This is a genomic window from Cryobacterium fucosi (assembly GCF_004403515.1).
GTDB classification, from domain to species: Bacteria; Actinomycetota; Actinomycetes; order Actinomycetales; family Microbacteriaceae; genus Cryobacterium; species Cryobacterium fucosi.
Window position 1 is genome coordinate 1 of the sequence record NZ_SOHH01000093.1, and the last position, 22,608, is coordinate 22,608.

General features: G+C 68.5%; 21 protein-coding genes and 1 pseudogene. 11 read left to right on the top strand and 11 right to left on the bottom strand.

The features are described from left to right. Window positions 1-155 precede the first annotated feature (155 nt). Window positions 156-950: an ECF transporter S component gene (locus E3T48_RS13410; RefSeq protein WP_338145241.1), complete on the top strand. Its 795-nt coding sequence runs from the start codon at window positions 156-158 to the stop codon at window positions 948-950. Here the strand turns inward: E3T48_RS13410 and metH are convergent. Next, on the bottom strand, window positions 947-4,573 hold the full coding sequence (metH, locus tag E3T48_RS13415) for a methionine synthase (RefSeq protein WP_134524549.1): 3,627 nt from the start codon (window positions 4,571-4,573) through the stop codon (window positions 947-949). The genes E3T48_RS13410 and metH overlap by 4 nt on opposite strands. 58 nt (window positions 4,574-4,631) lie before the next feature. Continuing rightward, window positions 4,632-5,564 carry an aggregation-promoting factor C-terminal-like domain-containing protein gene (locus E3T48_RS13420; protein WP_241986816.1) on the bottom strand — a complete coding sequence of 311 codons (933 nt, stop codon included), beginning with the start codon at window positions 5,562-5,564 and terminating at the stop codon, window positions 4,632-4,634. Between the two features lie 259 nt (window positions 5,565-5,823). Here E3T48_RS13420 and E3T48_RS17525 point away from each other — a divergent pair. After that, a pseudogene (locus E3T48_RS17525) lies at window positions 5,824-6,015 on the top strand (alpha/beta fold hydrolase); the annotation flags it as partial. Between the two features lie 65 nt (window positions 6,016-6,080). Beyond that, window positions 6,081-6,572 carry an alpha/beta fold hydrolase gene (locus E3T48_RS17530; protein ID WP_338145242.1) on the top strand — a complete coding sequence of 164 codons (492 nt, stop codon included), beginning with the start codon at window positions 6,081-6,083 and terminating at the stop codon, window positions 6,570-6,572. Window positions 6,573-6,574: 2 nt separating this feature from the next. On the opposite strand, the gene E3T48_RS16960 is transcribed toward E3T48_RS17530, so the two are convergent. After that, window positions 6,575-7,465: an aggregation-promoting factor C-terminal-like domain-containing protein gene (locus E3T48_RS16960; RefSeq protein ID WP_174844171.1), complete on the bottom strand. Its 891-nt coding sequence runs from the start codon at window positions 7,463-7,465 to the stop codon at window positions 6,575-6,577. 226 nt (window positions 7,466-7,691) lie between these two features. Between E3T48_RS16960 and E3T48_RS13435 the strand changes: the two genes are divergently transcribed. Together E3T48_RS13435 and E3T48_RS13440 are read left to right on the top strand one after the other, a co-directional pair. Beyond that, a complete protein-coding gene (locus E3T48_RS13435; protein WP_134524550.1) occupies window positions 7,692-9,131 on the top strand; it encodes a glycosyltransferase family 2 protein in 1,440 nt (479 codons plus the stop codon). A gap of 6 nt (window positions 9,132-9,137) precedes the next feature. Next, window positions 9,138-9,365: a hypothetical protein gene (locus tag E3T48_RS13440; protein WP_134524551.1), complete on the top strand. Its 228-nt coding sequence runs from the start codon at window positions 9,138-9,140 to the stop codon at window positions 9,363-9,365. 16 nt (window positions 9,366-9,381) lie between these two features. Here the strand turns inward: E3T48_RS13440 and ctlX are convergent, their stop codons facing one another. Both ctlX and E3T48_RS13450 read right to left on the bottom strand, forming a co-directional pair. After that, a complete protein-coding gene (gene ctlX / locus E3T48_RS13445; RefSeq protein WP_134524552.1) occupies window positions 9,382-10,329 on the bottom strand; it encodes a citrulline utilization hydrolase CtlX in 948 nt (315 codons plus the stop codon). Between the two features lie 4 nt (window positions 10,330-10,333). Next, window positions 10,334-11,365, bottom strand: a complete 1,032-nt coding sequence (locus tag E3T48_RS13450) for an ornithine cyclodeaminase (protein WP_134524553.1) — start codon at window positions 11,363-11,365, stop codon at window positions 10,334-10,336. 124 nt (window positions 11,366-11,489) lie between these two features. Here E3T48_RS13450 and E3T48_RS13455 point away from each other — a divergent pair, with 124 nt between their 5' ends. The 4 genes from E3T48_RS13455 (at window position 11,490) to E3T48_RS13470 (ending at window position 14,279) form a co-directional block, all read left to right on the top strand. Continuing rightward, window positions 11,490-11,960 carry an Lrp/AsnC family transcriptional regulator gene (locus tag E3T48_RS13455; RefSeq protein WP_134524554.1) on the top strand — a complete coding sequence of 157 codons (471 nt, stop codon included), beginning with the start codon at window positions 11,490-11,492 and terminating at the stop codon, window positions 11,958-11,960. Window positions 11,961-12,012: 52 nt separating this feature from the next. Next, window positions 12,013-12,627, top strand: a complete 615-nt coding sequence (locus E3T48_RS13460; RefSeq protein ID WP_134524555.1) for a histidine phosphatase family protein — start codon at window positions 12,013-12,015, stop codon at window positions 12,625-12,627. 226 nt (window positions 12,628-12,853) lie between these two features. Beyond that, on the top strand, window positions 12,854-13,615 hold the full coding sequence (locus E3T48_RS13465) for a hypothetical protein (RefSeq protein WP_134524556.1): 762 nt from the start codon (window positions 12,854-12,856) through the stop codon (window positions 13,613-13,615). A gap of 7 nt (window positions 13,616-13,622) precedes the next feature. Beyond that, window positions 13,623-14,279: a class F sortase gene (locus tag E3T48_RS13470; RefSeq protein ID WP_134524557.1), complete on the top strand. Its 657-nt coding sequence runs from the start codon at window positions 13,623-13,625 to the stop codon at window positions 14,277-14,279. A 10-nt stretch (window positions 14,280-14,289) separates the two neighbouring features. Here the strand turns inward: E3T48_RS13470 and E3T48_RS13475 are convergent, their stop codons facing one another. The 3 genes from E3T48_RS13475 to E3T48_RS13485 all read right to left on the bottom strand — a co-directional run bounded on the left by E3T48_RS13475 (window position 14,290) and on the right by E3T48_RS13485 (window position 16,217). Next, window positions 14,290-14,640 carry an MmcQ/YjbR family DNA-binding protein gene (locus E3T48_RS13475; RefSeq protein ID WP_134524558.1) on the bottom strand — a complete coding sequence of 117 codons (351 nt, stop codon included), beginning with the start codon at window positions 14,638-14,640 and terminating at the stop codon, window positions 14,290-14,292. A 10-nt stretch (window positions 14,641-14,650) separates the two neighbouring features. After that, on the bottom strand, window positions 14,651-15,649 hold the full coding sequence (locus E3T48_RS13480; RefSeq protein ID WP_134524559.1) for an LLM class flavin-dependent oxidoreductase: 999 nt from the start codon (window positions 15,647-15,649) through the stop codon (window positions 14,651-14,653). A 97-nt stretch (window positions 15,650-15,746) separates the two neighbouring features. Next, the gene (locus tag E3T48_RS13485) at window positions 15,747-16,217 is read right to left on the bottom strand and encodes a methyltransferase family protein (RefSeq protein WP_134524560.1); all 471 of its coding nucleotides are present in this window, start codon (window positions 16,215-16,217) and stop codon (window positions 15,747-15,749) included. Between the two features lie 137 nt (window positions 16,218-16,354). Between E3T48_RS13485 and E3T48_RS13490 the strand changes: the two genes are divergently transcribed. Beyond that, a complete protein-coding gene (locus E3T48_RS13490; protein ID WP_134524561.1) occupies window positions 16,355-16,780 on the top strand; it encodes a universal stress protein in 426 nt (141 codons plus the stop codon). Between the two features lie 108 nt (window positions 16,781-16,888). Here the strand turns inward: E3T48_RS13490 and E3T48_RS13495 are convergent, their stop codons facing one another. The 3 genes from E3T48_RS13495 to E3T48_RS13505 all read right to left on the bottom strand — a co-directional run bounded on the left by E3T48_RS13495 (window position 16,889) and on the right by E3T48_RS13505 (window position 21,012). Beyond that, window positions 16,889-17,215 carry an antibiotic biosynthesis monooxygenase family protein gene (locus E3T48_RS13495; protein WP_134524562.1) on the bottom strand — a complete coding sequence of 109 codons (327 nt, stop codon included), beginning with the start codon at window positions 17,213-17,215 and terminating at the stop codon, window positions 16,889-16,891. Between the two features lie 159 nt (window positions 17,216-17,374). Further along, window positions 17,375-19,063: a long-chain-fatty-acid--CoA ligase gene (locus E3T48_RS13500; RefSeq protein WP_134524563.1), complete on the bottom strand. Its 1,689-nt coding sequence runs from the start codon at window positions 19,061-19,063 to the stop codon at window positions 17,375-17,377. A 77-nt stretch (window positions 19,064-19,140) separates the two neighbouring features. Next, the gene (locus tag E3T48_RS13505; RefSeq protein ID WP_134524564.1) at window positions 19,141-21,012 is read right to left on the bottom strand and encodes a PA domain-containing protein; all 1,872 of its coding nucleotides are present in this window, start codon (window positions 21,010-21,012) and stop codon (window positions 19,141-19,143) included. A 158-nt stretch (window positions 21,013-21,170) separates the two neighbouring features. Here E3T48_RS13505 and E3T48_RS13510 point away from each other — a divergent pair. After that, a partial coding sequence (locus tag E3T48_RS13510) for a DEAD/DEAH box helicase (RefSeq protein WP_134524565.1) occupies window positions 21,171-22,608 on the top strand: 1,438 nt, incomplete at its 3' end.

Sequence of the window (22,608 nt, forward strand, 5' to 3'; positions counted from 1 at the left end):
CGGGCGCTGGTGGGCGCCGCGCTCCGGCGGGCCGGCGGCACCGCCTCGGCCGTGGTGTTCGCCACCCACGACCGGGGCTTCGCCCGCGACCTGGCCACGCGCACGATCTCGATGGATGCCGCCCGCGTCGTGGGCGGCCCGCTCGTGGGGGCGGCATGATCCGCACCGACGGCCGCTGGACGGCCGGGATACTGGTGGGCGGCAGCATCCTGGCCGCCGCCGGGTTCGCCTGGCCCCTCTTCGCCGCCGCCGTGCCCAGGGACGCCCAGGGTGCCGTCCCGATCGTGGCGTTCGCCCTCGTCCCCGCGCTGGTCGTTGCGCTCGCCTTGACGCTCGACCGGGAGATGTACACCGCGAAGACAGTCGCCCTGCTCGGCGTGCTCTCGGCCGTCGGTGCGGCGGTGCGCATCGCCGGCACCGGGGTGGGCGGGGTGGAGGCCGTCTTCGTCCTGCTGGTGCTGGCCGGCCGGGCCTACGGCGCGCGGTTCGGGTTCCTGCTCGGGCTGCTGACCATCGCGGTGTCCTCGATGCTCTGGGGCGGCTTCGGCCCGTGGACGCCGTTCCAGATGTTCGCCTGCGGCTGGGTGGGGGCCGGCGCCGGCCTGCTGCCGCGCATCGGCCGTGCCGGAACGAGGAGCGCACCGAGGAGCAGGCCGGCCGCACGCCTCGAAATCGCGCTGCTGACCGGCTACGGGATCGTCGCGTCCTACCTGTTCGGCCTGGTGATGAACCTGTGGTTCTGGCCGTTCGCGGTGGGAAGCGGCACCGGGATCTCCTACGCCGCGGATGCCCCGCTCGGCGACAACGTCGCCTCCTTCACCCTGTACACCCTCGTGACCTCGACCCTGACCTGGGACACTGTGCGCGCCGTCACCACGGCCGTGGGGATCGTGCTGGTGGGCCCGGCCGCGCTGTCCGCGCTGCGCCGGGCCCGGCTGGCGGGCCGCTAGACCGAGAAGTACTTCGCCTCGGGGTGGTGGAACACGAACGCATCCGTCGACTGCTCAGGGTGCAGCTGCAGCTCCTCCGACAGGACCACGCCCATCCGCTCCGGCCCCAGCAGCTCGACCACCTTGCGGCGGTCCTCCATCTCCGGGCAGGCCGGGTAGCCGAGCGAGAAGCGGGCGCCGCGGTATTCCAGCTTGAACATGCCGGCCACGTCCTTCGGGTCCTCGGCTCCGAGGCCGAGTTCGTCCCGCACCCTGGCGTGCCAGTACTCGGCCAGCGCCTCGGTGAGCTGCATGGTCAGGCCGTTGAGTTCCATGTAGTCGCGGTATTTGTTCTCCGCGAAGAGCTTCGCGGTGACCGTGTCGACATGCGCGCCTGCCGTGACCAGCTGCAGGGCGACGACATCCGTCTGGCCCGATTCGCGCGGGCGCACGAAGTCCGCCAGGCACAGGTGCCGGTCGCGGCGCTGCCGCGGGAAGGAGAAGCGGAGCCGCTCGCTGCCGACGGGTCCGCCGGAGCCGCCGTCCGGCGCAAGCAGTCCCGGCACGCCGAGCACCCCTGACGGGTCGTCACCGTGGCGCAGGATGACAAGGTCGTTTCCCTCGCTGTAGGCGGGGAAGTAGCCGTAGGCGACGGAGGCGTCGAGGATTCCCTCGGCGAGGATGCGGTCGAGCCAGTAGCGCAGCCGCGGCCGACCCTCGGTGTCGACGAGCTCCTGGTAGCTCGCGCCGTCCTCGGCGCGGCTGGGCTTGAGGCCCCACTGGCCCATGAAGGTCGCCCGCTCGTCGAGGAACGCGGAAAACTCGGCCAGGGCGATGCCCTTGACGATCCGGGTGCCCCAGAACGGCGGCACGGGCACCGGGTTGTCGGCGGCCACGTCGGAGCGGGTGGGCATCGCGTCCGGCTCGGTGACCGTGAGCAGATTGCGTTTGTGGATGCGCTTCTTCAACGGCGGGAGACCCACGGATGCCGGGTCGGCGCCGCGCGCGATGGCCACCAGCGGTTCCATCAGGGCCAGGCCCTCGAACGCGTCCCGCGCATAGCGGACCTGCCCCTCGAACAGACCGGCGAGGTCCTCCTCGACGTACGCCCGGGTGAGGGCCGCCCCGCCGAGGATCACCGGCCATTTCTTTGCCAGCCCGCGCACGTTCAGCTCGAGCAGGTTCTCCTTCATCACCACGGTCGATTTCACGAGCAGGCCGCTCATGCCGATCACGTCGGCGTTGTGTTCCTCGGCCGCGGCGATGATCTCGTTGATCGTCTTCTTGATCCCGATGTTGATCACGTCGTAGCCGTTGTTGGTGAGGATGATGTCGACGAGGTTCTTGCCGATGTCGTGCACGTCGCCGCGCACGGTGGCCAGCACCATGGTGCCCTTGCCTGCCGCCGCCGACCTCTCCATGTGCGGCTCCAGCAGGGCGACCGCGGCCTTCATCACCTCGGCCGACGCCAGCACGAACGGCAGCTGCATCTCGCCGCTGGCGAACCGGGCGCCGACGACCTGCATGCCGGCGAGCAGGTGCACGTTGACGATGCCGAGGGCGCTCATCCCGCCGGCGCGGGCGAGGTCCAGGTCGGCTTCGAGGCCCTTGGCCTCACCGTCGATGATGCGCCGTTCGAGGCGCTCGCCGACGGGCAGGGCGGCGAGCTCGGCGGCGCGCTCGTCCTTGAGGGCGGCCGAGTCGACCCCCGCGAACAGGTCGAGCAGGGCCGCGAGCGGGTCGTAACCGAGGTTGCCCTCTGCGTCGTACTCCCGGCGATCCCAGACGAGGTCGAGGGCGACCTTGCGCCGGTCGTCGGGCACCGAGGCCAGCGGAACGATTTTTGCCGAGTTGACGATCGCGGAGTCTAGCCCGGCCTCGGTCGCCTCGTGCAGGAACACCGAGTTGAGCACCGACCTGGCGGCGGGGTTCAGGCCGAACGAGACGTTGGAGACGCCGAGGGTGGTGTGGATGCCGGGGTAGCGCGCCTTGATCTGTCTGATCGCGTCGATCGTCTCGATCCCGTCCCGGCGGGTCTCCTCCTGGCCGGTGGCGATCGGGAAGGTCAGCGCGTCCACGATGATGTCCTCGACCCGCATGCCCCAGTGGCCAACGAGGGTGTCGACCAGCCGGCTCGCGATGCGCACCTTGTGCTCCGCGGTGCGGGCCTGGCCTTCCTCGTCGATGGTGAGGGCGATCACGGCGGCGCCGTGTTCCTTGACCAGGGGCATGATCCGGCCGAAACGGCTCTGCGGGCCCTCGCCGTCCTCGAAGTTGACCGAGTTGACGACCGGGCGTCCGCCGATGAGTTCCATCCCGGCCTGCAGCACCGCGGGCTCGGTCGAGTCGACCACCAGCGGGAGGGTGGAGGCGCTGGCGAGCCGGGAGACGACCTGGCGGATGTCCGCGACCCCGTCGCGGCCGACGTAGTCGATGCACACGTCGAGCAGGTGGGCGCCGTCGCGCACCTGCGCGCGGGCGATGTCGACGCAGTCGTCCCACCGCTCCTCGAGCATGGCATCCCGGAAGGCCCGTGACCCGTTGGCGTTGGTGCGTTCCCCGATCGCGAGGAAGGCGCTGTCCTGGTCGAAGCTCACGTGTTGGTACAGGCTGGCGACGCCGGGGTCCTCCTCGACAGAGCGCGGCGTGACGGGGATGCCGGCCAGCCGGTCGACGACGGCCTTCATGTGTGCGGGGGTGGTGCCGCAGCATCCGCCGACCAGGGCCAGCCCGAATTCCCGGACGAACTGCTCGTGCGCGGTGGCGAGTTGCTCCGGCGTGAGCGGGTAGCTGGCGCCGGTGGCGGTGAGCAGGGGCAGTCCGGCGTTGGGCATGCACATGACCGGCACGTGCGAGTACCTGGAGAGGTGGCGGAGGTGCTCGCTCATCTCGGTCGGCCCGGTCGCGCAGTTGAGGCCGATCGCGTCGACGCCGAGCGGTTCGAGCGCGGTGAGGGCCGCCCCGATCTCGCTGCCCATCAGCATCGTGCCGGTGGTCTCGACCGTCACTTCGACGAAGATGGGCAGCCGGATGCCGGACTCGGCGATCGCCTGCTTGCACCCGTTCACGGCGGACTTGGTTTGCAGCAGGTCCTGCGAGGTTTCGATCAGGAAGGCGTCGGCGCCGCCGCGGATGAGGCCGATGGCCTGCTCGGCGAATGTGGCCTTGAGGTGGGCGTAGGTGGTGTGGCCTAGGCTCGGCAGCTTGGTGCCGGGGCCCATCGAGCCGAGCACCCAGCGCATCCGGCCGTCACGTGCCTCGTAGTCGTCGACGCTCTTGCGGGCGATGGCCGCGCCAAGGCGGGCGAGCTCCTCGATCCGGTCCTCGATGTTGTAGTCGGAGAGGTTCGACCAGTTGGCGCCGAAGGTGTTGCTCTCCACGGCGTCGATGCCGGTGTCGAGGTAGGCCCCGTGGATCGCCTCGATCATGTCGGGCCGGCTCACGTTCAGGATCTCGTTGCAGCCCTCGAGTTGCTGGTAGTCGTCGAGGCTGGGATTGTGCTCCTGCAGCATCGTGCCCATGGCGCCGTCGGCGATGACGACCCGTTCCTTCAGAGCGTCGAGCAGCGCCTGAGCCCTGGCAGGCCGGACGGCCGCCGTGAAGGAGGTCTGCCGCTCGTCGGCCTGGTCGCGGGGTTGGGTCATCGGCCCAGTTTAACCGGGCCGAGCCCGCCCGTTCCCCTCAGTACGCCGGGCGTCCCTGTCAGTACCAGCCGGCCGACTCCGAGTGGTCCCAGGCGCCGCACGGGGTGCCGTAACGACCCGCAATGTAGCCGAGACCCCAGGTGATCTGGGTGGCCGGGTTGGTCTGCCAATCGGCGCCGGCCGAGGCCATCTTGCTGCCCGGCAGCGCCTGCGGGATGCCGGTCGCCCCGCTCGACGAGTTGTAGGCATTCACATTCCAGCCGGACTCGCGCGCCCAGAGGCTGACGAGGCAGCCGAATTGGTCGCCGCCCCAGCCGTACCGGGCCTGCATCAGGTCGCGGGCGATCGCCTGGGCGCCGCTCGGGTCGGTCGGCGCGGACGGGCGGGACGAGGCGGACGACTTCGCGGGCCTGGCAGCGGCGGCGTTCGCTGCTACCTGCGCCGCTACGGCCTCCGCCGCTGCCTGCGCCTCAGCGGCCGCCCGGGCAGCCGCCGCGGCAACCGCCGCCTGCTCGGCGGCAACCCGGTCGGCCTCTGCCGTCGAAGCCTGCACCGTCGCCGATTCGGCCTTCGTCAGGTCGACCAGCTCGAAGACCCGCTCGGGGGCCAGCAGCGTGAAGTGGGTGAGCGAGGCGACGGAGGCCGCGAGCGCCGTCGCATCCGCCTTGCCTTCGGCCGCGGCCATGACGACGACTGCTTCGTCCAGCGCCCCCCTGGCCTTGGACGCGGCATGGGCCGGCATGACATTGTCATAGGCGACCAGCTGGTCGGGGTTCACCCCTGTGCTCTCGGCGAGGACGGTCGTGGCATGGATGCGCGCGTCCTGGGCTGCCGCCGCGGACTGCAGGATGAACCCGGTTCCGACGAGGGCGGTGACGAGGAAGAAGGCGCCGGTGGCCAGGACTCGGTTCCGATCCCGGCGGCGATGCGTTTCCAGATGCCGGGTGACACCGGCGGCGGGCGAGGACGATGTTTTTCTGATCCGGAGCATGACTTTCACGGGGCGAATCGCTCGTGCACAGGCGCCAGCGGTTCTGGTTCGATGAGCCTCAGTCGGGGTTCCGCCCGGGCGAAGCTGCCAGACTGCACGCGCCGACTGGAAGAATCCTCATTTTCCACTGGCAAAGTACTGGCAGCCTGAGGCGGCCGACGCCGGTCCGCGCGAATCGGGACCGTCCCCTCGTGGTGCAATGGTGGTGATGTCACAACGCACCGCGCCACCGCACCGCTTCGTCTATTCCCCCGACGGCATGCAGCTCGCGACCTACGAATTCGGCGATCCCGCCGCCCCTACGGTGATCGTTGTGCACGGTTTCGCGTCCAGCGCCGTGGCGAACTGGCACCTGACCGGTTGGACCAGGGACCTGCCCCGCGCCGGGTCACACGTGATCGCGATCGACCAGCGCGGCCACGGAGCCAGCGACAAGCCGCACTCCCCTGCCGCCTACACGATGGAGATTCTCGTCGCGGATATTCAGCGGTTCTCGACGCATATCTGCTCGATGAGGTGGACTACGTCGGCTACTCCCTCGGCGCGCGGGTCGGCTGGCAGGCCGCGCGCGAGCTGGAGGGGCGCATCCGCCGCGCGGTCCTCGGAGGCATCCCCGACGGCGATCCGTTGCGGCGCTTCCAGGTTGCGGATGCCCGCGCCCACATCGAGCACGGCACCGAGGTCGACGACCGGCTCACCGGCGCGTATCTGACCATGGCCCGCGCGGTGCCGGGCAACGACTTGCGGGCACTCGTGGCCCTGGTCGAAGGCATGCGCGGTGGCTCCCAACCGGGGGCCGGGAACGCGCCGGCTCAACCGCTCCTGTTCGCGACCGGGAGCGAAGACCGCATCCTCGAGGCGTCGCGGGCGCTCGCCCACGCCGCCCCGGATGCGGCCTTCTCCGAGATCCCGGGCCGGAACCATTTCAATGCGCCGACGGCGCGGGCGTTCCGGGTGGCCGCGATCGGGTTCCTCGGGAGCCGCGGCACAACCGCGTCACGCGGCTGAGTTCAGTACCAGCCCGCAGACTCCGACTTGTCCCAGGCGGCGCACGGAGTGCCGTAGCTGCCCGAGATGTAGCCCAGGCCCCAGGCGATCTGGGTGGCCGGGTTGGTCTGCCAGTCGGCGCCGGCCGTTGCCATCTTGCTGCCCGGCAGCGCCTGCGGGATGCCCGTGGCACCGCTCGAGGCGTTGTACGAGTTCACATTCCAGCCGGACTCCTTGTTCCACAGGCTGACGAGGCAGCCGAACTGGTCGTCGCCCCAGCCGTACTTCGACATCATCAGGTCCCTGGCGATCGCCTGGGCGCCGCTCGGGTCGGTCGGCGCGGACGGGCGGGACGAGCTGGTCGACACCACGGTGGCCTTCGCTGCCTCTGCCTTGGCAGCGGCGGCGGCCGCGGCGGCGGCCTGCTCGGCGGAGACGCGGTCGGCCTCCGCGGTGGTGGCCTGCACGGCAGCGGTCTGGGCCTTGGTCTGGTCGACGAGGTCGTAGACCCGGTCGGGGGCGAGGAGCGTGTAGTGGGTGAGCGAGGCGACGGAGACCGTCAGGGCTGCGGCGTCCGACTTGCCCTGGGCCGCGGCGATCACGGTGTTGGCGCCGTCGAGGGTGCCCTGGGCGGCCTGGGCGGCCTGAGCGTTGGCGATGCCGGCGTACGCGCCGAGCTGCTCGCGGTGGCGCCCGGTGCTCGCGGCGAGTTCCGCCGTGGCGTCGACGCGGACACTCGAGGCGGCCGACGCAGACTGGATCACCACGCCGGTTCCGATCGTCGCCCCGACGGCGACGATGGCGCCGACCAGGAGGAAGCGGCTGCGGCGGTGATGCGGCTTCCGCGGACGGGTCGAGCCGCCGTCGGTGGCGCGGGTGGACGTGGAAGAATCAAACGAGGAAGAAATAGGCAATCCCTTTGCAACACGAACCGCTCGGGCCCCCGCGCGTCGTCAGGCAGGTGCGGAGCGATTCTTGTTCGGCAGCCACGGGCAGGGGTGCGCGCGGGCGAAGTTCCCAGTGTGCAACACGTTTCTGGACGAAACCTCACTTGTTGCTGGCAATGTCATGGCAACGCGCATCACCCAGCTTCCACGCAGCATGCGACGTAAGGCCGCGCGGCTCTGATAATGTCTTAGCATGGGGGCGAAGTCATTCGACAGAGGTGTCGGCATCGTGATTGCCGCCGTAGCCGGGGGCGCTGCGGTTCTCCTGTGGATCGCCGTCGCAGCGGGCAGGCCCAGTCCGGGCGAATTGCCTTCCCAGGGGCTTCTCCTCGGAATCTGGAGAGTGCTGTACGACCTCGCCGCGCCGGCGCCGAGGGTGATCCTGGGTGCCGTCGCCCTGGCCTTCCTGTTTGTCGCGGGAATCGCGATGCTCGAGAGGCGGACCTCGAGCAAGGCCCGTCGCTCTTTGAACGATCGCACCACCCCCCTGTCGGCCGGCATCGTGATGGCCAGGACCCGCGGAGTCTTCGCCGGCGAGGTGACCGTGACCGTCCTGGTCCCGGCTTATAACGAAGAGGCATCCATCTTCGGGACGCTCTCAGCGCTGCTCGCTCAATCGCACCGGCCGGAACGGGTCGTGGTCGTGGCCGACAACTGCACCGACCGGACCGTCGAGATTGCCCGGACCCTCGGGGTGGAGGTCTTTGAATCGCGCGGGAACACGGCCAAGAAGGCCGGAGCACTCAACCAGGTCCTGAAACGGATTCTTCCCGGCCAGGGAGACAATGACCTGGTCATGGTGCTCGATGCGGACACGAGTCTCGACGACGGTTTCCTGGCGGCCGCCGTGGCTCGATTCACCAACGACCGGGCCCTGATGGCGGTCGGCGGGCTGTTCTATGGCGAGGAAGGTTCCGGAATGCTGGGCCAATTCCAGCGCAACGAGTACATCCGGTACTCCCGTGAGATCCGACGCCGCCGGGGCCACGTCTTCGTCCTCACCGGCACCGCTTCGCTATTCCGGCCCGTAGCCTTGCGCACCGTGGCGAGCTGCCGCGGCGACACGATCCCCGGCACCAACGGAGATGTCTACGATACTGCCGCCCTCACGGAGGACAACGAGCTCACCATCGCCCTGAAATCGCTCGGCGCCCTCATCATCTCCCCGTCGGAATGCACGGTCGTCACCGAGGTGATGCCGACCATACGCAGCCTGTGGGTGCAGCGCTTGCGGTGGCAGCGGGGGGCGTTGGAGAACATCGGCGCGTATGGCGTCTCTCCGCCGACCTTCCGTTACTGGGCTCAGCAGTTGGGCCTGGGCTACAGCGTCATCGCGCTCAGCGCGTTCCTCTTGCTCCTGTTGGTGACGCTCCTGGCAATCGATTCGTGGGTGTGGTTCCCGTTCTGGTTGGGCGTCGGCTTCGTCTTCACCGCCGAACGTGTCGTGTCGGTCTGGGCGGGCGGTCGACGCGCACGCCTGCTGGCGCTCGCTCTCTTCCCGGAACTGCTCTTCGACGTGTTCCTCGACCTCGTCTACGTCAAGGGGATCATCGACATCACGCTGGGCCGGCAGGCCGATTGGGGCCACGTCATCCACCCCGCGCCGGACGATGCATTGCAGAAGGTGAAATAGCTCATCATGGCCATCGCTTTCCACCACCTGGTCTCGGCAGGACTTCTCTTTCCTTCGTCGGTGCTGCACTCAGACGAATTCGCCGTCCTCGCGGCATTCGTCGCGATCAACACGGTCATGTTCGGCGCGCTGGCGGTCGCGAAGATCCTTCCGAAGGTGCATCCCACGGACTGGCTGCCTGGGCGCAACCGTCGCACTGAGACCCGGAGCATCCACCCGGACGGGCGCCTCTAGCCGTCAGCGGGACAGGTCAGGCCGCGGCGGCCGGAGCGACGATTACGGAGCGACGGTCGAGGTGGATGCCGGCGACCATGCACCGCACGGAGCCGCCCGCGAGCTCGATGGTGGGCACGGAGAGCGGGACGATCTCGCAACTGCGCTCGATGATCCGCCGCTGCGGGTCCGTGAGGCTGGCCAGCGCACGCTGGGAGAGCGCCAGCATCCTGCCGTTCTTCCCGTGGAGTTCGATGGCGTTGCCGGCGAAATTGCGGATCTGCTCCGGGTCGAGGTCGATCACCTCCCGGTCCTGCGCGGAGAGGCGCTCGACGACCTGGGCGCGGCGGGTGGGCGACGTGATCAGGTCCAGCCCGACCAGGGCGAAGTCGGTGGCGACGCACATCATGACGTTGGTGTGGTAGATCGCGGTGCCGGACTCGTCGACCGCGTCGAAGGCCATCGGCTCATAGCCGAAGTTGGTGCAGAACCGCTCGAGCGCGATCGGGTCGGCCCTCCTCGACCGGGCGACGTACGCGATGCGCGCCCCGTGGTCGAGCACCATCGCCCCGGTGCCCTCGAGGAAGACGTCGTCGACTTCCAGCCCTGAATAGTCGACGACGTCCTGCACGCGGTAGCTCTGTTTGAGCATCTCGACGATGTCTCCGCGGCGTTCCGTGCGACGGTTGGGCGTGTGCATCGGATACAACGCCACGTGTCCCCCGGCGTGGGTCGAGATCCAGTTGTTGGGGAACACGCTGTCCGGCCGCCCCGGACCGTCGTCGTCGAAGAGGTGCACCGTGACGCCGCGGGCGTCGAGCGCGGCGGCGGCCTCGGACACCTCCGCGTACGCGGCGGCGGCGATGGCTTCCGCGTCATCGCCGACGGCGTGCGATTGGAAGACGTTGTCGAGTGCGGTTTCCGGATTGGGAGTGAAGAACCGCGGTCTGATCAGGAGAACGGCCGACGGGGCCTGGACCGACATCGGCTCAGACGAGCGCGGGCGAGCCCGCGGTGACGAGGCCGAACAGGTCCTTGGGGTCGTCGGGGTCGGCGACGAGGTCGATGTCCGTGTAGAAGGAGGTGCGGTCGACGGCATCCTGCAGGAATCGGAGGGCGGAGAAGTCCTCGATGGCGAAGCCGACCGAGTCGAAGACGGTGATCTGGCGGTCGTCCCGGCGCCCGACGGCCTGGCCGGCGAGCACCTGCCAGATCTCGGTGACCGGGAAGTCGGGATCCATCTGCTGGATCTCCCCCTCGATTCGGGTCTGCGCCGTGAATTCCACGAACACGTCGCCGCGGAGCAGGATGGCGGCGTCGAGCTCGGTCTTGCCGGGGCAGTCGCCGCCGATCGCGTTGATGTGCACGCCCGGCTCCACCATTTCGTCGGTGAGCACGGTGGCGTTCGCCTTGTCCGCGGTGCAGGTGGTGATGATGTCGGCGCCGGCCACAGCATCCGCCGCGCTCGTGGCGACGACAATCTCGAAACCGAGCGGGGCCAGGTTGCGCAGGAACTTGTCGAGCGCCGCCGGGTCGGTGTCCCAGACCCGGAGCCGATTGAGGCCGAGCACGCCGCGGAAAGCGAGGGCCTGGAACTCGGACTGGGTTCCGGTGCCGAGCATCGCCATGGTGTGGGAGGCCGGGCGGGCCAGCGCCCGGGCGACCATGGCCGAGGTCGCGGCGGTGCGGAGCGCGGTGAGTACGGTCATCTCGGACCAGAAGGTGGGGTACCCGCTCTGCACGTCGGCGAGCACGCCGAAGGCGGTGACGGTCTGCAGGCCGCGCGACGGGTTCGCGGGGTGGCCGTTGACGTACTTGAAGCCGTAGGTCTCGCCGTCGCTGGTGGGCATCAGCTCGATCACGCCGAGCGGGGAGTGGCTGGCCACTCGAGGCGCCTTGTCGAAGGAGGGCCAGCGCAGGAAGTCACGCTCGATGTACTCCACCATGTCGGTGAGGATGCGCTCGACCCCGGTCTCGGCGGCCCAGCGGTTGATGTTTCCCACGTCTACAAATCGCACCATGTGCGGCTCCTCTCGATCAGGTTTCAACCGTAGGGGGGATCGATGTGGGCCCGCCATTCGCTATGCGCTTCAATCTGACCAGACCATCAGTCAATTCGCATGGCATCGGCGTACACTCTGCATAATGCCTCCTCTCGATGACCTCGATCGACGCCTCCTGGCCGCGCTGCGCGTGAACGGGCGGGAACCCGTGGCCGGCCTGGCCCGCGACCTCGGCGTGACCCGGTCGACGGTCAACAGCCGGCTCAAACGGCTGACCAGCTCGGGCACCATCGTCGGCTTCGGCGTCCGGATCCGCGAGGAACGCGACCCGAACGCGATCCGGGCCATCACGCTGATCGAGGTGGAGGGCCGCGCGACCGACCGGGTGATCCATTCCCTGCGCGGCTTCCCCGAGGTGGAGGCCCTGCACTCCACGAACGGCGGCTGGGACCTCGTCGCCGAACTCCGCACCGACAGCCTGGCGGACTTCGACCGGCTGCTCGGGCAGCTGCGGTCGATCGAGGGTGTCGTGAACAGCGAGACCAGCCTGTTGCTCAGCTCCGTCGCCCACGACGACCTTCCCCCGACCTCACGCCGGGTGCCGCGACCCTGACCGGGGCTGCCCAGGCGGAGCCCCGGCCGTCCCGGCCTAAGCTGGAACGAACATGCGACTCTTCCTGATCCGTCACGGCCAGACACCCGGCAACGTCCTCGGCCAGCTGGACACCGCCCACCCTGGACCCGGCCTGACCGAGCTCGGCAGCCGCCAGGCCGCGGTGCTGCCGGCTGCCCTCCGCCACGAGCCGATCGACGCCATCTTCGCGTCCACGCTGGTGCGCACCCAACTCACCGCCCGGCCGCTCGCCGAGGACCGCCGCCTCGAAATCCGGGTCTCCCCTGGCCTGCACGAGATCGAAGCCGGCTCCCTCGAGGGGCGGAGCGACCGGGCATCCGTTCACTCCTACCTCGAAACCGTGTTCGCCTGGGGTGCGGGCAACCTCGGCACCGCGATGCCGGGAGGCCCCGACGGCCACTCCTTCTTCTCCCGCTTCGACGCCGACATTGAAGCGGCAACCACGGGGGTCGAATCGGTTGCCGTCTTCAGCCACGGCGCGGCGATCCGGCTCTGGACCGCGGCCCGCGCCCATAACGTGACCTCGGTGTTCGCGGGTACGACCGAACTCGTCAACACGGGCATGGTTGAGCTGTCCGGTTCGGCGCGGGAGGGCTGGACACTCGTTTCCTGGGCCTGGCTGCCTGTCGAGGGGAACCGAGTCTGACCCTCGTGTTAGGGTCGAACTCTACCTAAGGAGTGCTGTGTCCACAGAGTCGTTTCCCCCGGCGGCTCCACCCGCCGCCCGTTACAGGACTCCATTCGCCCGAGCCTTCGCAGTCGCCGCAGCGCTCGCGATCGCGGTTCTGGCCCTGACCTTCGGGCCTGGCGGCGCTGACGCACTCGCCGCCCAAAATTTCACCCAGTGCAGCAGCGTCGACAACACTCCGGGCTTGGGAATCACCTGCAACGTGACGGTTGTCAACAACCTGAATTTGGCTACCGGAGCCGAGAGCTCCACGGTCACCGCCACGGAATGCCACGGCGCCGCCAACACGGAGCCCACCTGCGGTCCTGCGACGACGACATCATTCAACTCGCTCACCACGTCGGTCGCCCAGTGCAACTACGCCGTCAACGGTGGCGGTGCCAGCCTGATCTGCAACGTGACCGTCGTCAACAACATCACGGGAGCGGCCACGCAAACGGGTGCAACGGTCAATCAGTGCAATGGATCCGCAACCGGAGGCGGGACTACCCTTAACTGTGTCCCGTTCCCCGCCACGACCTCCGGTGCGACCATCACCCAGTGCAACGATTCGGCGATCGGCGGTGGCGGCTCCACCGGCGTGACCTGCACCGTCCTGCCGTCCTACCAGAGCGCCCAGCTCCCCGTGTCGATCAACCAGTGCAATAACTCGGCAAACCAGGGTGGGTCCGTCGTAACCTGCACCGCGTCGCTGACGAACAACATCAGCGCCGCGGCGAACACGACACCCACGCCGCTGCCGACCGTACCTGTGAAGAACGTGGCGACAGCCCCGGGAAAAAACATTCTGCACGACTCCGAGACCGACGGGTTCGACCTGGCAGCCACCACGAGCACGGCGAACAACGACGGCGCGGCATTCCTCGGGGCCGGTGTCCTGATCATGCTGGCTGCCGGCCTGCTGACCGCGGCTCTCACAACCCGCAAGGCCGGCGCCCGTCGTTAGGAGGGGAGTGCTCGTCGGGGCCGCCGCCCTGCTGAGCGCAAGCGCCGTCGGCCTGATTGCGTTCGGCCTTGCCGGTTCGGATGTCGGCGCCCCTGCGTCCGCCGACCGCACCCCCGGTACGGCGGCGAACTCCCCGCCGTCGCCAGCGGTCAAGTCACCGGAGCCGAGCGCGAACACCGTCGTCACCGCTTCTGCCCCGCTGCGTCTACGTGTGCCGGCGATCGCGCTCGACGGCGCAGTGTCGGAGTACTCCCAGCAGATGATCGACGATCGGGGAGGGTTCGACCCCGCCACTCTGTCGACCATCGCCTGGGACACCACCATCCAGGGCGGACTCGCCGGAACGGACTCGGTCAACACGGTCTACCTGTACGGGCATTCATGGGTCGACCCGGCGGTTTTCAACAACCTCAAGGAGATGAAGGCCGGGGACCTGGCGGCGGTCGACACGGCGAACGGCACCCTCTGCTATCTGGCCCAGAAGACGCTCACTCTCGACAAGGCGGAGTACAAGAGCAACGACGAGCTGACGAATGCGATCCCGAACCGCCTGGTCCTGGTCAGCTGCTACCGACCCGTCGGCTACGACCCGAACGCAGCCACGGTGAAGAACATCGTTGTCGTGCTGCAACTCGACCAGAACGCCACCAACTCCGGCTGTTGAGCGCTGACGATCACTGTGCCAGGGCCCGCGGCACCTTCGGCCGCACGAGCGCGTGGCTGTCCCGGAGCAGCTGCTCCACCAATGCGTCCTCGACCTGCCCGCCCAGCACTACCGTGATCCAGTGCTTCTTGTTCAGGTGGTAGCCCGGCGTGATCTGCTCGGGGAATTCCTCCCGCAGCGCGCGGCTCTCCTCCGGGTCGCACTTGAGCGAGACCGTCAGCGGCTCCCCCGCCAGGGCTGTGAGGGCGAAGATCTTGCCGTTGCCGATGGTCTTGAACACGCTCGTCTCCTCGCCGAACGGGAAGGTCTCCACCGCTTGGGGAAGGCTCAGGCAGAAGTCGGCGAGGGCATCCGGGGTCATGGCTTCGAGACTAGACCGTGACCGCGTTCATGGCCCCGGCCGTCAGCTCCACCGAGCGCAGCCGGTCGGCGATGTCGCGGGAGGCATGCGCGATGATGAGCTCGTCGGCCTCGGTGGCCGCGGCGAAGTCCTCGAGGAAGTCGCGCACGACGTCGGGCGTGCCGACGGCGGAGTACCGCATCATGTTGGCGATCTGGCGTCCCTCGTTCGTCGTGAGGAAGGCGTCGATCTGCGCGTCGGTGTAGTCGGGTGCGGCCGGCCCGCGGGCGACCATGCCGCGCACCCTGGCGCGACGGGTCGTCTCGAACTGAAGCGTCGCATCCGCCTGGTCGTCGGAGGCGATCACGTTGACGCCGACGATCACGTGCGGCGCGGCAAGCTGGCGCGACGGGACGAAGTCGCGCCGATAGGAGGCGACGGCCTCGAAGAGGGAGTCTGGCGCGAAGTGTGACGCGAACGCGTAGGGCAGGCCGAGCCTGGCCGCGAGCTGCGCCCCGAACAGCGAGGACCCGAGGATATAGAGGGGCACGTCGGTGCCGGCGCCCGGCACGGCCTGCACTCCGGGCACGACCGATTCGCCGCGCAGGTAGGCCTGCAGCTCGACCACGTCCTGCGGGAACTGGTCGGATGCCCGCGGGTCGCGGCGCATCGCCCGCGCGGTGGTCTGATCGCTGCCGGGCGCGCGACCGAGGCCGAGGTCGATCCGGCCCGGGTAGAGCTCCGCGAGGGTGCCGAACTGCTCCGCGATCGTGAGCGGAGAGTGGTTGGGCAGCATGACGCCGCCGGCGCCCAGCCGGATCGTCGAGGTGAGCCCGGCGACGTGGCCGATGAGGATGCCCGTTGCCGAAGACGCGATCGTGGGCATGTTGTGGTGCTCGGCGTACCAGACCCGGGTGTAGCCGTGCCTCTCGGCGGTCTGGGCGAGTGCGACGCTGGCCGCGACGCTCTCCCTCGCGGTCTGCCCGGGGGCGATGGGGGCGAGGTCGAGAATGGAGAGCGGAATCGTCATGCTTGAGGCAACGGGATCCGCCTCCGAATCGTTACCCGGCGCCGGGAAATCGGCTGCCGCGCCTGGGACCACGGCCGGGCACCGCACGACCGGTTGGTCAGGCGGACCTGCGCAGCCTGCCGACGCCCGGCAGGAAGCGGCCCACCCGTGCGCCGTAACCGACGTAGTCCGGATGCTCGGCCACGAGCATCCGTTCCTCCCACCGCGCCTTCCCCGCCAGCAGCAATGCCAGGGCCAGCCAGGCGGCGGCGTGCCAGATCGACGCTCCGAACAGCGCGAGCCCCAGCCCGCCGGTCATCAGCCCGGTGTAGATCGGGCTGCGCACGAGGGCGTACACGCCGGTGGTGACCAGCGGCGCGTGCTCCCGCGGGATCGGGCTCGCCGTCAGCGCCGGCCCCAGACCAGCCACTCCGAGCACAGCGAGGATCACGCCGCCCGCGCCGAGCACGATCGCCGCGACAAGGACGCCCGCGTTGACCGGCCACAAGGACCCGTGCGGGAGCAGGGCGAGCGCGGCGAGCAGCACGAACTGCGCGGAGACCAGGCCGAACGCGAGAGCACGTTTCATGACTCGAGGCTACGCCCGTGCGGTTGGCAGCGGTGGTGGAAGCGGTGGTGGCATCGCGCACTGCCGCCCTTGACCGCCCGGGCGAACCGTCACACACTGACACCGCCGGCACGGGCCGGCAGGGAAAGGACAGACCGATGGACCACGCACGCTCCTTTCTGGTCGTGGTCGGCGTCGATGGCTCCCCCGAGTCGATTGCGGCCCTACGCTGGGCCGTCGACGAGGCACGTCTTCGTCACGGACGGGTGCTCCTGGTCACGTCCTGGTCGTATCCGCCGCGCACCGCGGACGTCGACGGCGAGTACATCGACGACCGGTCCGAGCGGGGGGCCGAGCGGATCCAGGCCATTGCGCTGGACGCCGTTCCCTCCGAGGGCGTGGACGTCACCGGTCACGTGCTCCAGGGACCCTCGGCATCGGTTCTGCTCGATGCAGCCTCCGGTGCCGACCTGCTCATCGTCGGGTCGCGCGGGCTCGGCGGCTTCAGCGGGCTGCTCCTCGGCTCGGTCTCCAGCCAGCTGGTCCACCACGCCCCGTGCCCGGTGCTGATCGTTCGGTCGTAGTCGTCGAGGCTCTCGTCGTCCGGGCCGGAACGACCACCTCGGTCGGCGCGTTCGCCAAGGCAAACGGCCTCCGCGTTCTCAGCTGGTGGGAGTCGGCCCTGACTCCGATCAGCCGAGTGAACCACCGGCGATTTCGTAGGACCAGAGCTCGCTGCTGACCCCGACAGGGCGGGCGGCGGGCTCGCCGTCCTTGGGCGCCTCGCTTCGGTGACCGTGGCCGAAGGCCGGGGAGTTCAGCCAGGCCTGGAACGACTCGTCGTCGGCCCAGCGGGTGACGACGAGCCAGGTCTTGCGGTCGTCGGTGGGCCTCAGCAGTTCGAAGCCCTCGAAGCCGGGACGGTCGTCGACGGCCCCTGCCCGTGCGGCGAACCGGCGGGCCAGCTCGTCGCCGCCGTCGTCGGGAACGGTGATCGCGTTGATTTTGATGATCGTCATCGGGGCTTCCTTCGGTAGTGGCTGCACAGTCTCCCCCATGCTGCCACGGGCGGCTGTGCCGGAGCCGCGACAGCGGCCGAGTCACACCAGGTTGAGAGATTGAACGGATGATCGACGCCGGCGGGTTCGTGGACGCGCCCCTCCAACGAGAGGGCGACGTCAGAGTTGCGGGAGAAGCTGCTCGCGCACCTGTTTGCGCAGGATCTTGCCGAGCATCGACCGCGGCATGTCCTCGATCTGCACGATCCTCCGGGGGATCTTGTACGCGGCGAGGTGCTCACGGCAGTGGGCCCGCTGCGCCTCCTCGTCCAGCGTTGTCCCTGGCTTGAGTTCCACGGCCGCGACGACCATTTCCCCGCCCCGTTCGAGCGGCTTGCCGAAGACGGCGGCGTCGACGACGTCCGCGTGCAGGCGCAGCACCGCCTCGACCTCGGAGGGCGACACGTTGAACCCGCCGGTGATGACGAGTTCCTTGGCCCGGTCCACGATCGTGGTGAAGCCGTCTTCGTCCACGGTCACGATGTCGCCGGTGCGCAGCCAGCCGCCTGGCAGCAGGGTCTTCGCGGTCTCCTCCGGATTGTTCCAGTAGCCCTGGAAGACCTGCGGGCCCTGCAGCAGCAACTCCCCCGGCCGGCCCTGCGGCACCTCCACGGTCGGGTCGTCCAGGTCGACGACCTTCATCCGGGTCGACGGGAAGGGCACGCCGATCGTGCCGGGGCGACGGCTGGGGTGGAACGGATTGCCCAGCGCGACCGGGGAGGACTCGGTCATGCCGTAGCCCTCCACGAGCAGCCCGCCCGACACCGATTCCCACAGTTCGACGACGTGGTCCGGCAGGTTCATCGCGCCCGAAATGCAGTACGTGCAGGATCGCAGCGAGATGCCGCGCTCCTTCGCTGCGAGCGCGGTGCGCTCGTAGATCGGCGGCACCGCGCAGTACACCGTCGCCGGGGACTTCTTCATGGCGTCGAGGATGAGGTCGGGGTCGAACTTGGGGAACAGTACGAGCAGTGCTTGCTTGCGGATGCCGTAGGTCAGGTAGAGGGTCATGCCGAAGGCGTGGAACATCGGCAGGATCGCGTAGAAGATTTCCTTGCGGTACTCGGCCCCGTGCATCCAGGCCTCCCCCTGCAGGGCGTTCGAGTACAGGTTGAAGTGGGTGAGCTTGGCGCCCTTGGGCCGGCCCGTGGTGCCGGAGGTGTACTGGATGGCTGCGAGGTCGTCGACCGAGGGGCTCGGATGCTCCGGGTCGAGGTGGCCGTGGGCGAGTAGCTCCTTCCACGGTGTCGTTCCGGGCGCGGGGCCGGTGAGCGCATCTCGGGACTCGCGCAGGCTCTTCACCGGCAGGTAGAGGGCGAGGCGTTTGACCGCGGGGAACGCGCTGAGCAGGTTGACCGAGACCACATGGTCGATCTCGATGTCGGCCGGGAACGCGCGAACGGATGCCGCCACCTTGTCCCAGGCGATCACGACGCGTGCCTGGTGGTCTTCGAACTGGTGCCGGAGCTCCCGGGAGGTGTAGAGCGGATTGTGCTCGACGACCACGGCGCCCAGTCGCAGCACCGCGTAGAAGGCCACGACGTGCTGGGGGCAGTTGGGCAGGATGAGGGCAACCCGGTCCCCCGCCCGCACCCCGAGGTGCCGCAGCCCCTCCGCGGCCCGGTCGACCTGGTCGCCGAGCTCGGTGTAGCTGCTGCGGCGGCCGAAGAACTCCAACGCCGGATGATCGCCGGCCTCCGCCACCGAGCGCTCGAACATCGCCACGAGCGACTCCGTGGGCAACTCAATCTCGGCCGGGACGCCGGGCTGGTAGTTTTTCAGCCAGGGCTGCTGCTCAGTGTTCGCCATGGACCCATTGTCCCGCGAACCGCTCCCTCCCGTCGCCGGTGACCCCGCTGTATGCGGAGAGCAGGCGATCGCCCGACTCAGCCGCCGGTGTACCGGAAGATGTAGAGCCCCGAGTCCCGGTCGCTCGCGGCAACATATTCGATGCCGTTGCTCTCGAATACTTGGACACCCCAGATGTTGTTGCCTCCCTGATCGATAAAGCGGCCGGTCTCGACGAGTTTGTTGTCGACGATCTTCGCCACGCGGAATCCCCCGGAATAATAGGAAAAGTACGCCAGGTCAGCCCGCTGCTTGGACGTGGCCACCTCGTGTACCGAAAGATCGCCGAACCCCTCCGCGAAGGCCGGGTCTTCTGCCTCGGGGATGGCATACGTGTCCAGCTCGGCCATCTTTCCCGTCGAGTTGTCGAAGAGGTGGACGTAGCCCCAGCCGTCGAAGAACGCGCGGACCGAGACGACGTCTCCGATATCGCCGAGGCTCAAGCCTGGAATGAGGCTGGCTGCACCCGCAAGACAGGCCGCGTTGTCGTACAAGGCCGCCCTATCGAAGAAGCCGAATCCGGTCTTGCGGTCGACCGAGAAAGTGGGGATGGTGCCGTCGACGCTCATACCGAACGCGCCGCATCCGTCGGAACCCTCCCGGTTGACAATGACGATGCCGTCATAGCCGCCTGCCGCTTCCACGCTGGCCACCTTCTCCGTGAACGTGCAGAGGCCGCGGGTGACGATCGCGATTTGCCTGCCGCTGGCGGTGTTCGGCGCCGGTAGCACGAGCGGATCACCGGCACATGCCCGGCCCGCGTAGACGGCGTCCCCGGTCAGCGACTCGCCGCCCTGCAACTGCGGGGTATTGCTGCCCTGCGAGATCTGGAACGCCGTCGCCGTATCATCCGTGCTGCCCTCGGCGCCGTTGGGTGCGAAGTCCTCGTCGGCACCAATGACGTACCTGTTGTCGAGCGTGAACTCGCCCTGGTGGCCGTTGCCCTCCGGTTTCTCGGTCAGGCCGGTGGCCTCCTTGAGCTGCGGATCGGGGTTAGTGAAGTCCGTATCACCCAGATAGTTCGGGTTCTGCACATCGGTCATGTCGACGGAGACGTAGCCGGCGTCCCAGTAGGACAGGAGCATGACCTGTTTGCCGGCGATCTGCTTGACCACCAGGTCGTGCAGGAACGACTCGGTCAGGTTCGCCGGCGCGCTCTGCAGGATCTGCGGAAAGGTTCTGTCCAGGTCGTACTCTGCTGTGAGGAAGGGCTTCTTCGGGTTCGTGATGTCCATGATGTCGACGTCGGTGCCCTCTTCGTTGTCAACGATGACCGCGTAGGCCTTGTCGCCGGCATCCCACGCGAAGACGCTGTGGGTCTCGTTCGCGGCTTTCTTGCCCTGGCCGTTGACCGTGGAGTCGCCGATGCCCTCGGCGAGCGGCGTGGGGTGTGCCGGGTTTGTCACGTCATAGAGATTCATGCCGCCGAAACCTGCTTTGTCCTTGCACTTCTCGTTATTGCTGACCAGCACGTCGCCCGTGAAGGCGGGTGTGTCAATCCTCAGCGCCTGGATACCCTCGCCCGGGTAACTGCCCTCCTTGGCCTGGATGAAGGCGACCTCCTTCGGTTTCGAGGGGTCCTTGATGTCGACGACGTGCACGCCGTTGTAGGTGCACGTCACGGCACCCCACGCTGCGAGGTAGGCGTAGTTCTTGAAGACGCCGACATCGGCGATCTTCTCCGGGACGGAGTTCTTCATCTTCAGCTTGGAGATCAGGTCCACATTGGACTGTGTGGCGGGCAGATGGCCGGCCGTACCGCCGTGCTGTCTGGCGTCGCGGGCGCCGTCAGCGCTCGACACCGCACCGTCTTCGTCGGGTTGAGCTGAGGCAACGGATGTTGTGGCGAGGATCAACGCGGCGACTGACACCAGCGTCAATGCAGCACGGATGGCGGGCGACTTGACCATGACACTCCTTCGGGTCTGGGTTCCTTGGGCGGTTCAGGCGAATACCGGAACTGTAGTACTGACCTTGCGCTTCCGGGAAGGCCCCTCGGCGGATCAATCGGGTCGAATGCCCGGAAGCGGTCACCGCTCGCCCATCCGGACGCGATACCGTTGGTAGTATGACGCCCCCTGATACCACCACGCCGCGTGAGGCAGACACTGCCCCGGTAGCGAAGACTTTCTCCGACCTCGGGCTCAATGATGCGATGCTCAAGGCGCTCAAAGACGTCGGATACGAAACCCCCTCGGCCATCCAGGCCGCCACGATCCCCCCGCTTCTCGCCGGACGCGACGTCGTCGGCCTCGCCCAGACCGGAACCGGCAAGACGGCCGCCTTCGCGCTGCCGATCCTGTCCCGCCTCGACCTTGCGCAGAAGACCCCGCAGGCGCTCGTGCTCTCCCCGACCCGGGAGCTCGCCCTGCAGGTCTGCGAGGCCTTCGAGAAGTACGCCGCCCACATGCGCGGCGTGCACGTACTGCCCGTTTACGGCGGACAGGGCTATGGCGTTCAACTGTCCGCGCTGCGCCGCGGGGTGCACATCGTCGTCGGCACGCCCGGCCGCATCATGGACCACCTCGAAAAGGGCACGCTCGATCTGTCGCAGCTGAAGTACCTGGTGCTCGACGAGGCCGACGAGATGCTCAAGATGGGCTTCGCCGAGGACGTCGAGACCATCCTCGCGGACACCCCCGACGACAAGCAGGTCGCGCTGTTCTCGGCGACCATGCCGGCGCAGATCAGACGGATCTCGAAGAAGTACCTGAACGACCCCGAAGAGATCACGATCAAGAACAAGACCACGACCTCCGCGAACACGACCCAGCGTTACCTGATGGTGTCGTATCCGCAGAAGGTCGACGCGCTCACCCGCATCCTCGAGGTGGAGAACTTCGAGGGCATGATCGTCTTCACGCGCACCAAGAACGAGACCGAGCTGCTCGCCGAGAAGCTGCGTGCGCGCGGCTACTCCGCCGCGGCGATCAACGGTGACGTGGCCCAGGTGCAGCGCGAGCGCACGGTCAACCAGCTCAAGTCGGGCAAGCTGGACATCCTGGTGGCAACGGATGTCGCCGCGCGCGGCCTCGACGTGGAGCGCATCAGCCACGTCGTCAACTACGACATCCCGATCGACACCGAGTCCTACGTGCACAGGATCGGCCGCACCGGCCGCGCCGGGCGCAGCGGCGCCGCGATCAGCTTCGTGACTCCGCGGGAACGCCACCTGCTCAACGCGATCGAGCGGGCGACCCGCCAGCCGCTGACCCAGATGCAGCTGCCGAGCTTCGAGGACGTCAACGTCACCCGTCTGGCTCGTTTCGACGACGCCATCACCGAGGCCCTCGGCCAGGCAGATCGCATCAGCGCGTTCCGGGACATCGTGGGTCACTACGTGGCCCACCACGACGTGCCGGAGGCCGACGTCGCCGCCGCCCTCGCGGTGGTCGCGCAGGGCGAGACGCCGCTGCTGCTCACCCCGGAGGACGCACGCGCGCAGCGGCCGGAGCGCGCCGACCGCGGTGACCGTGCAGAGCGAGCCCGCGCCGACCAGGCTCGCG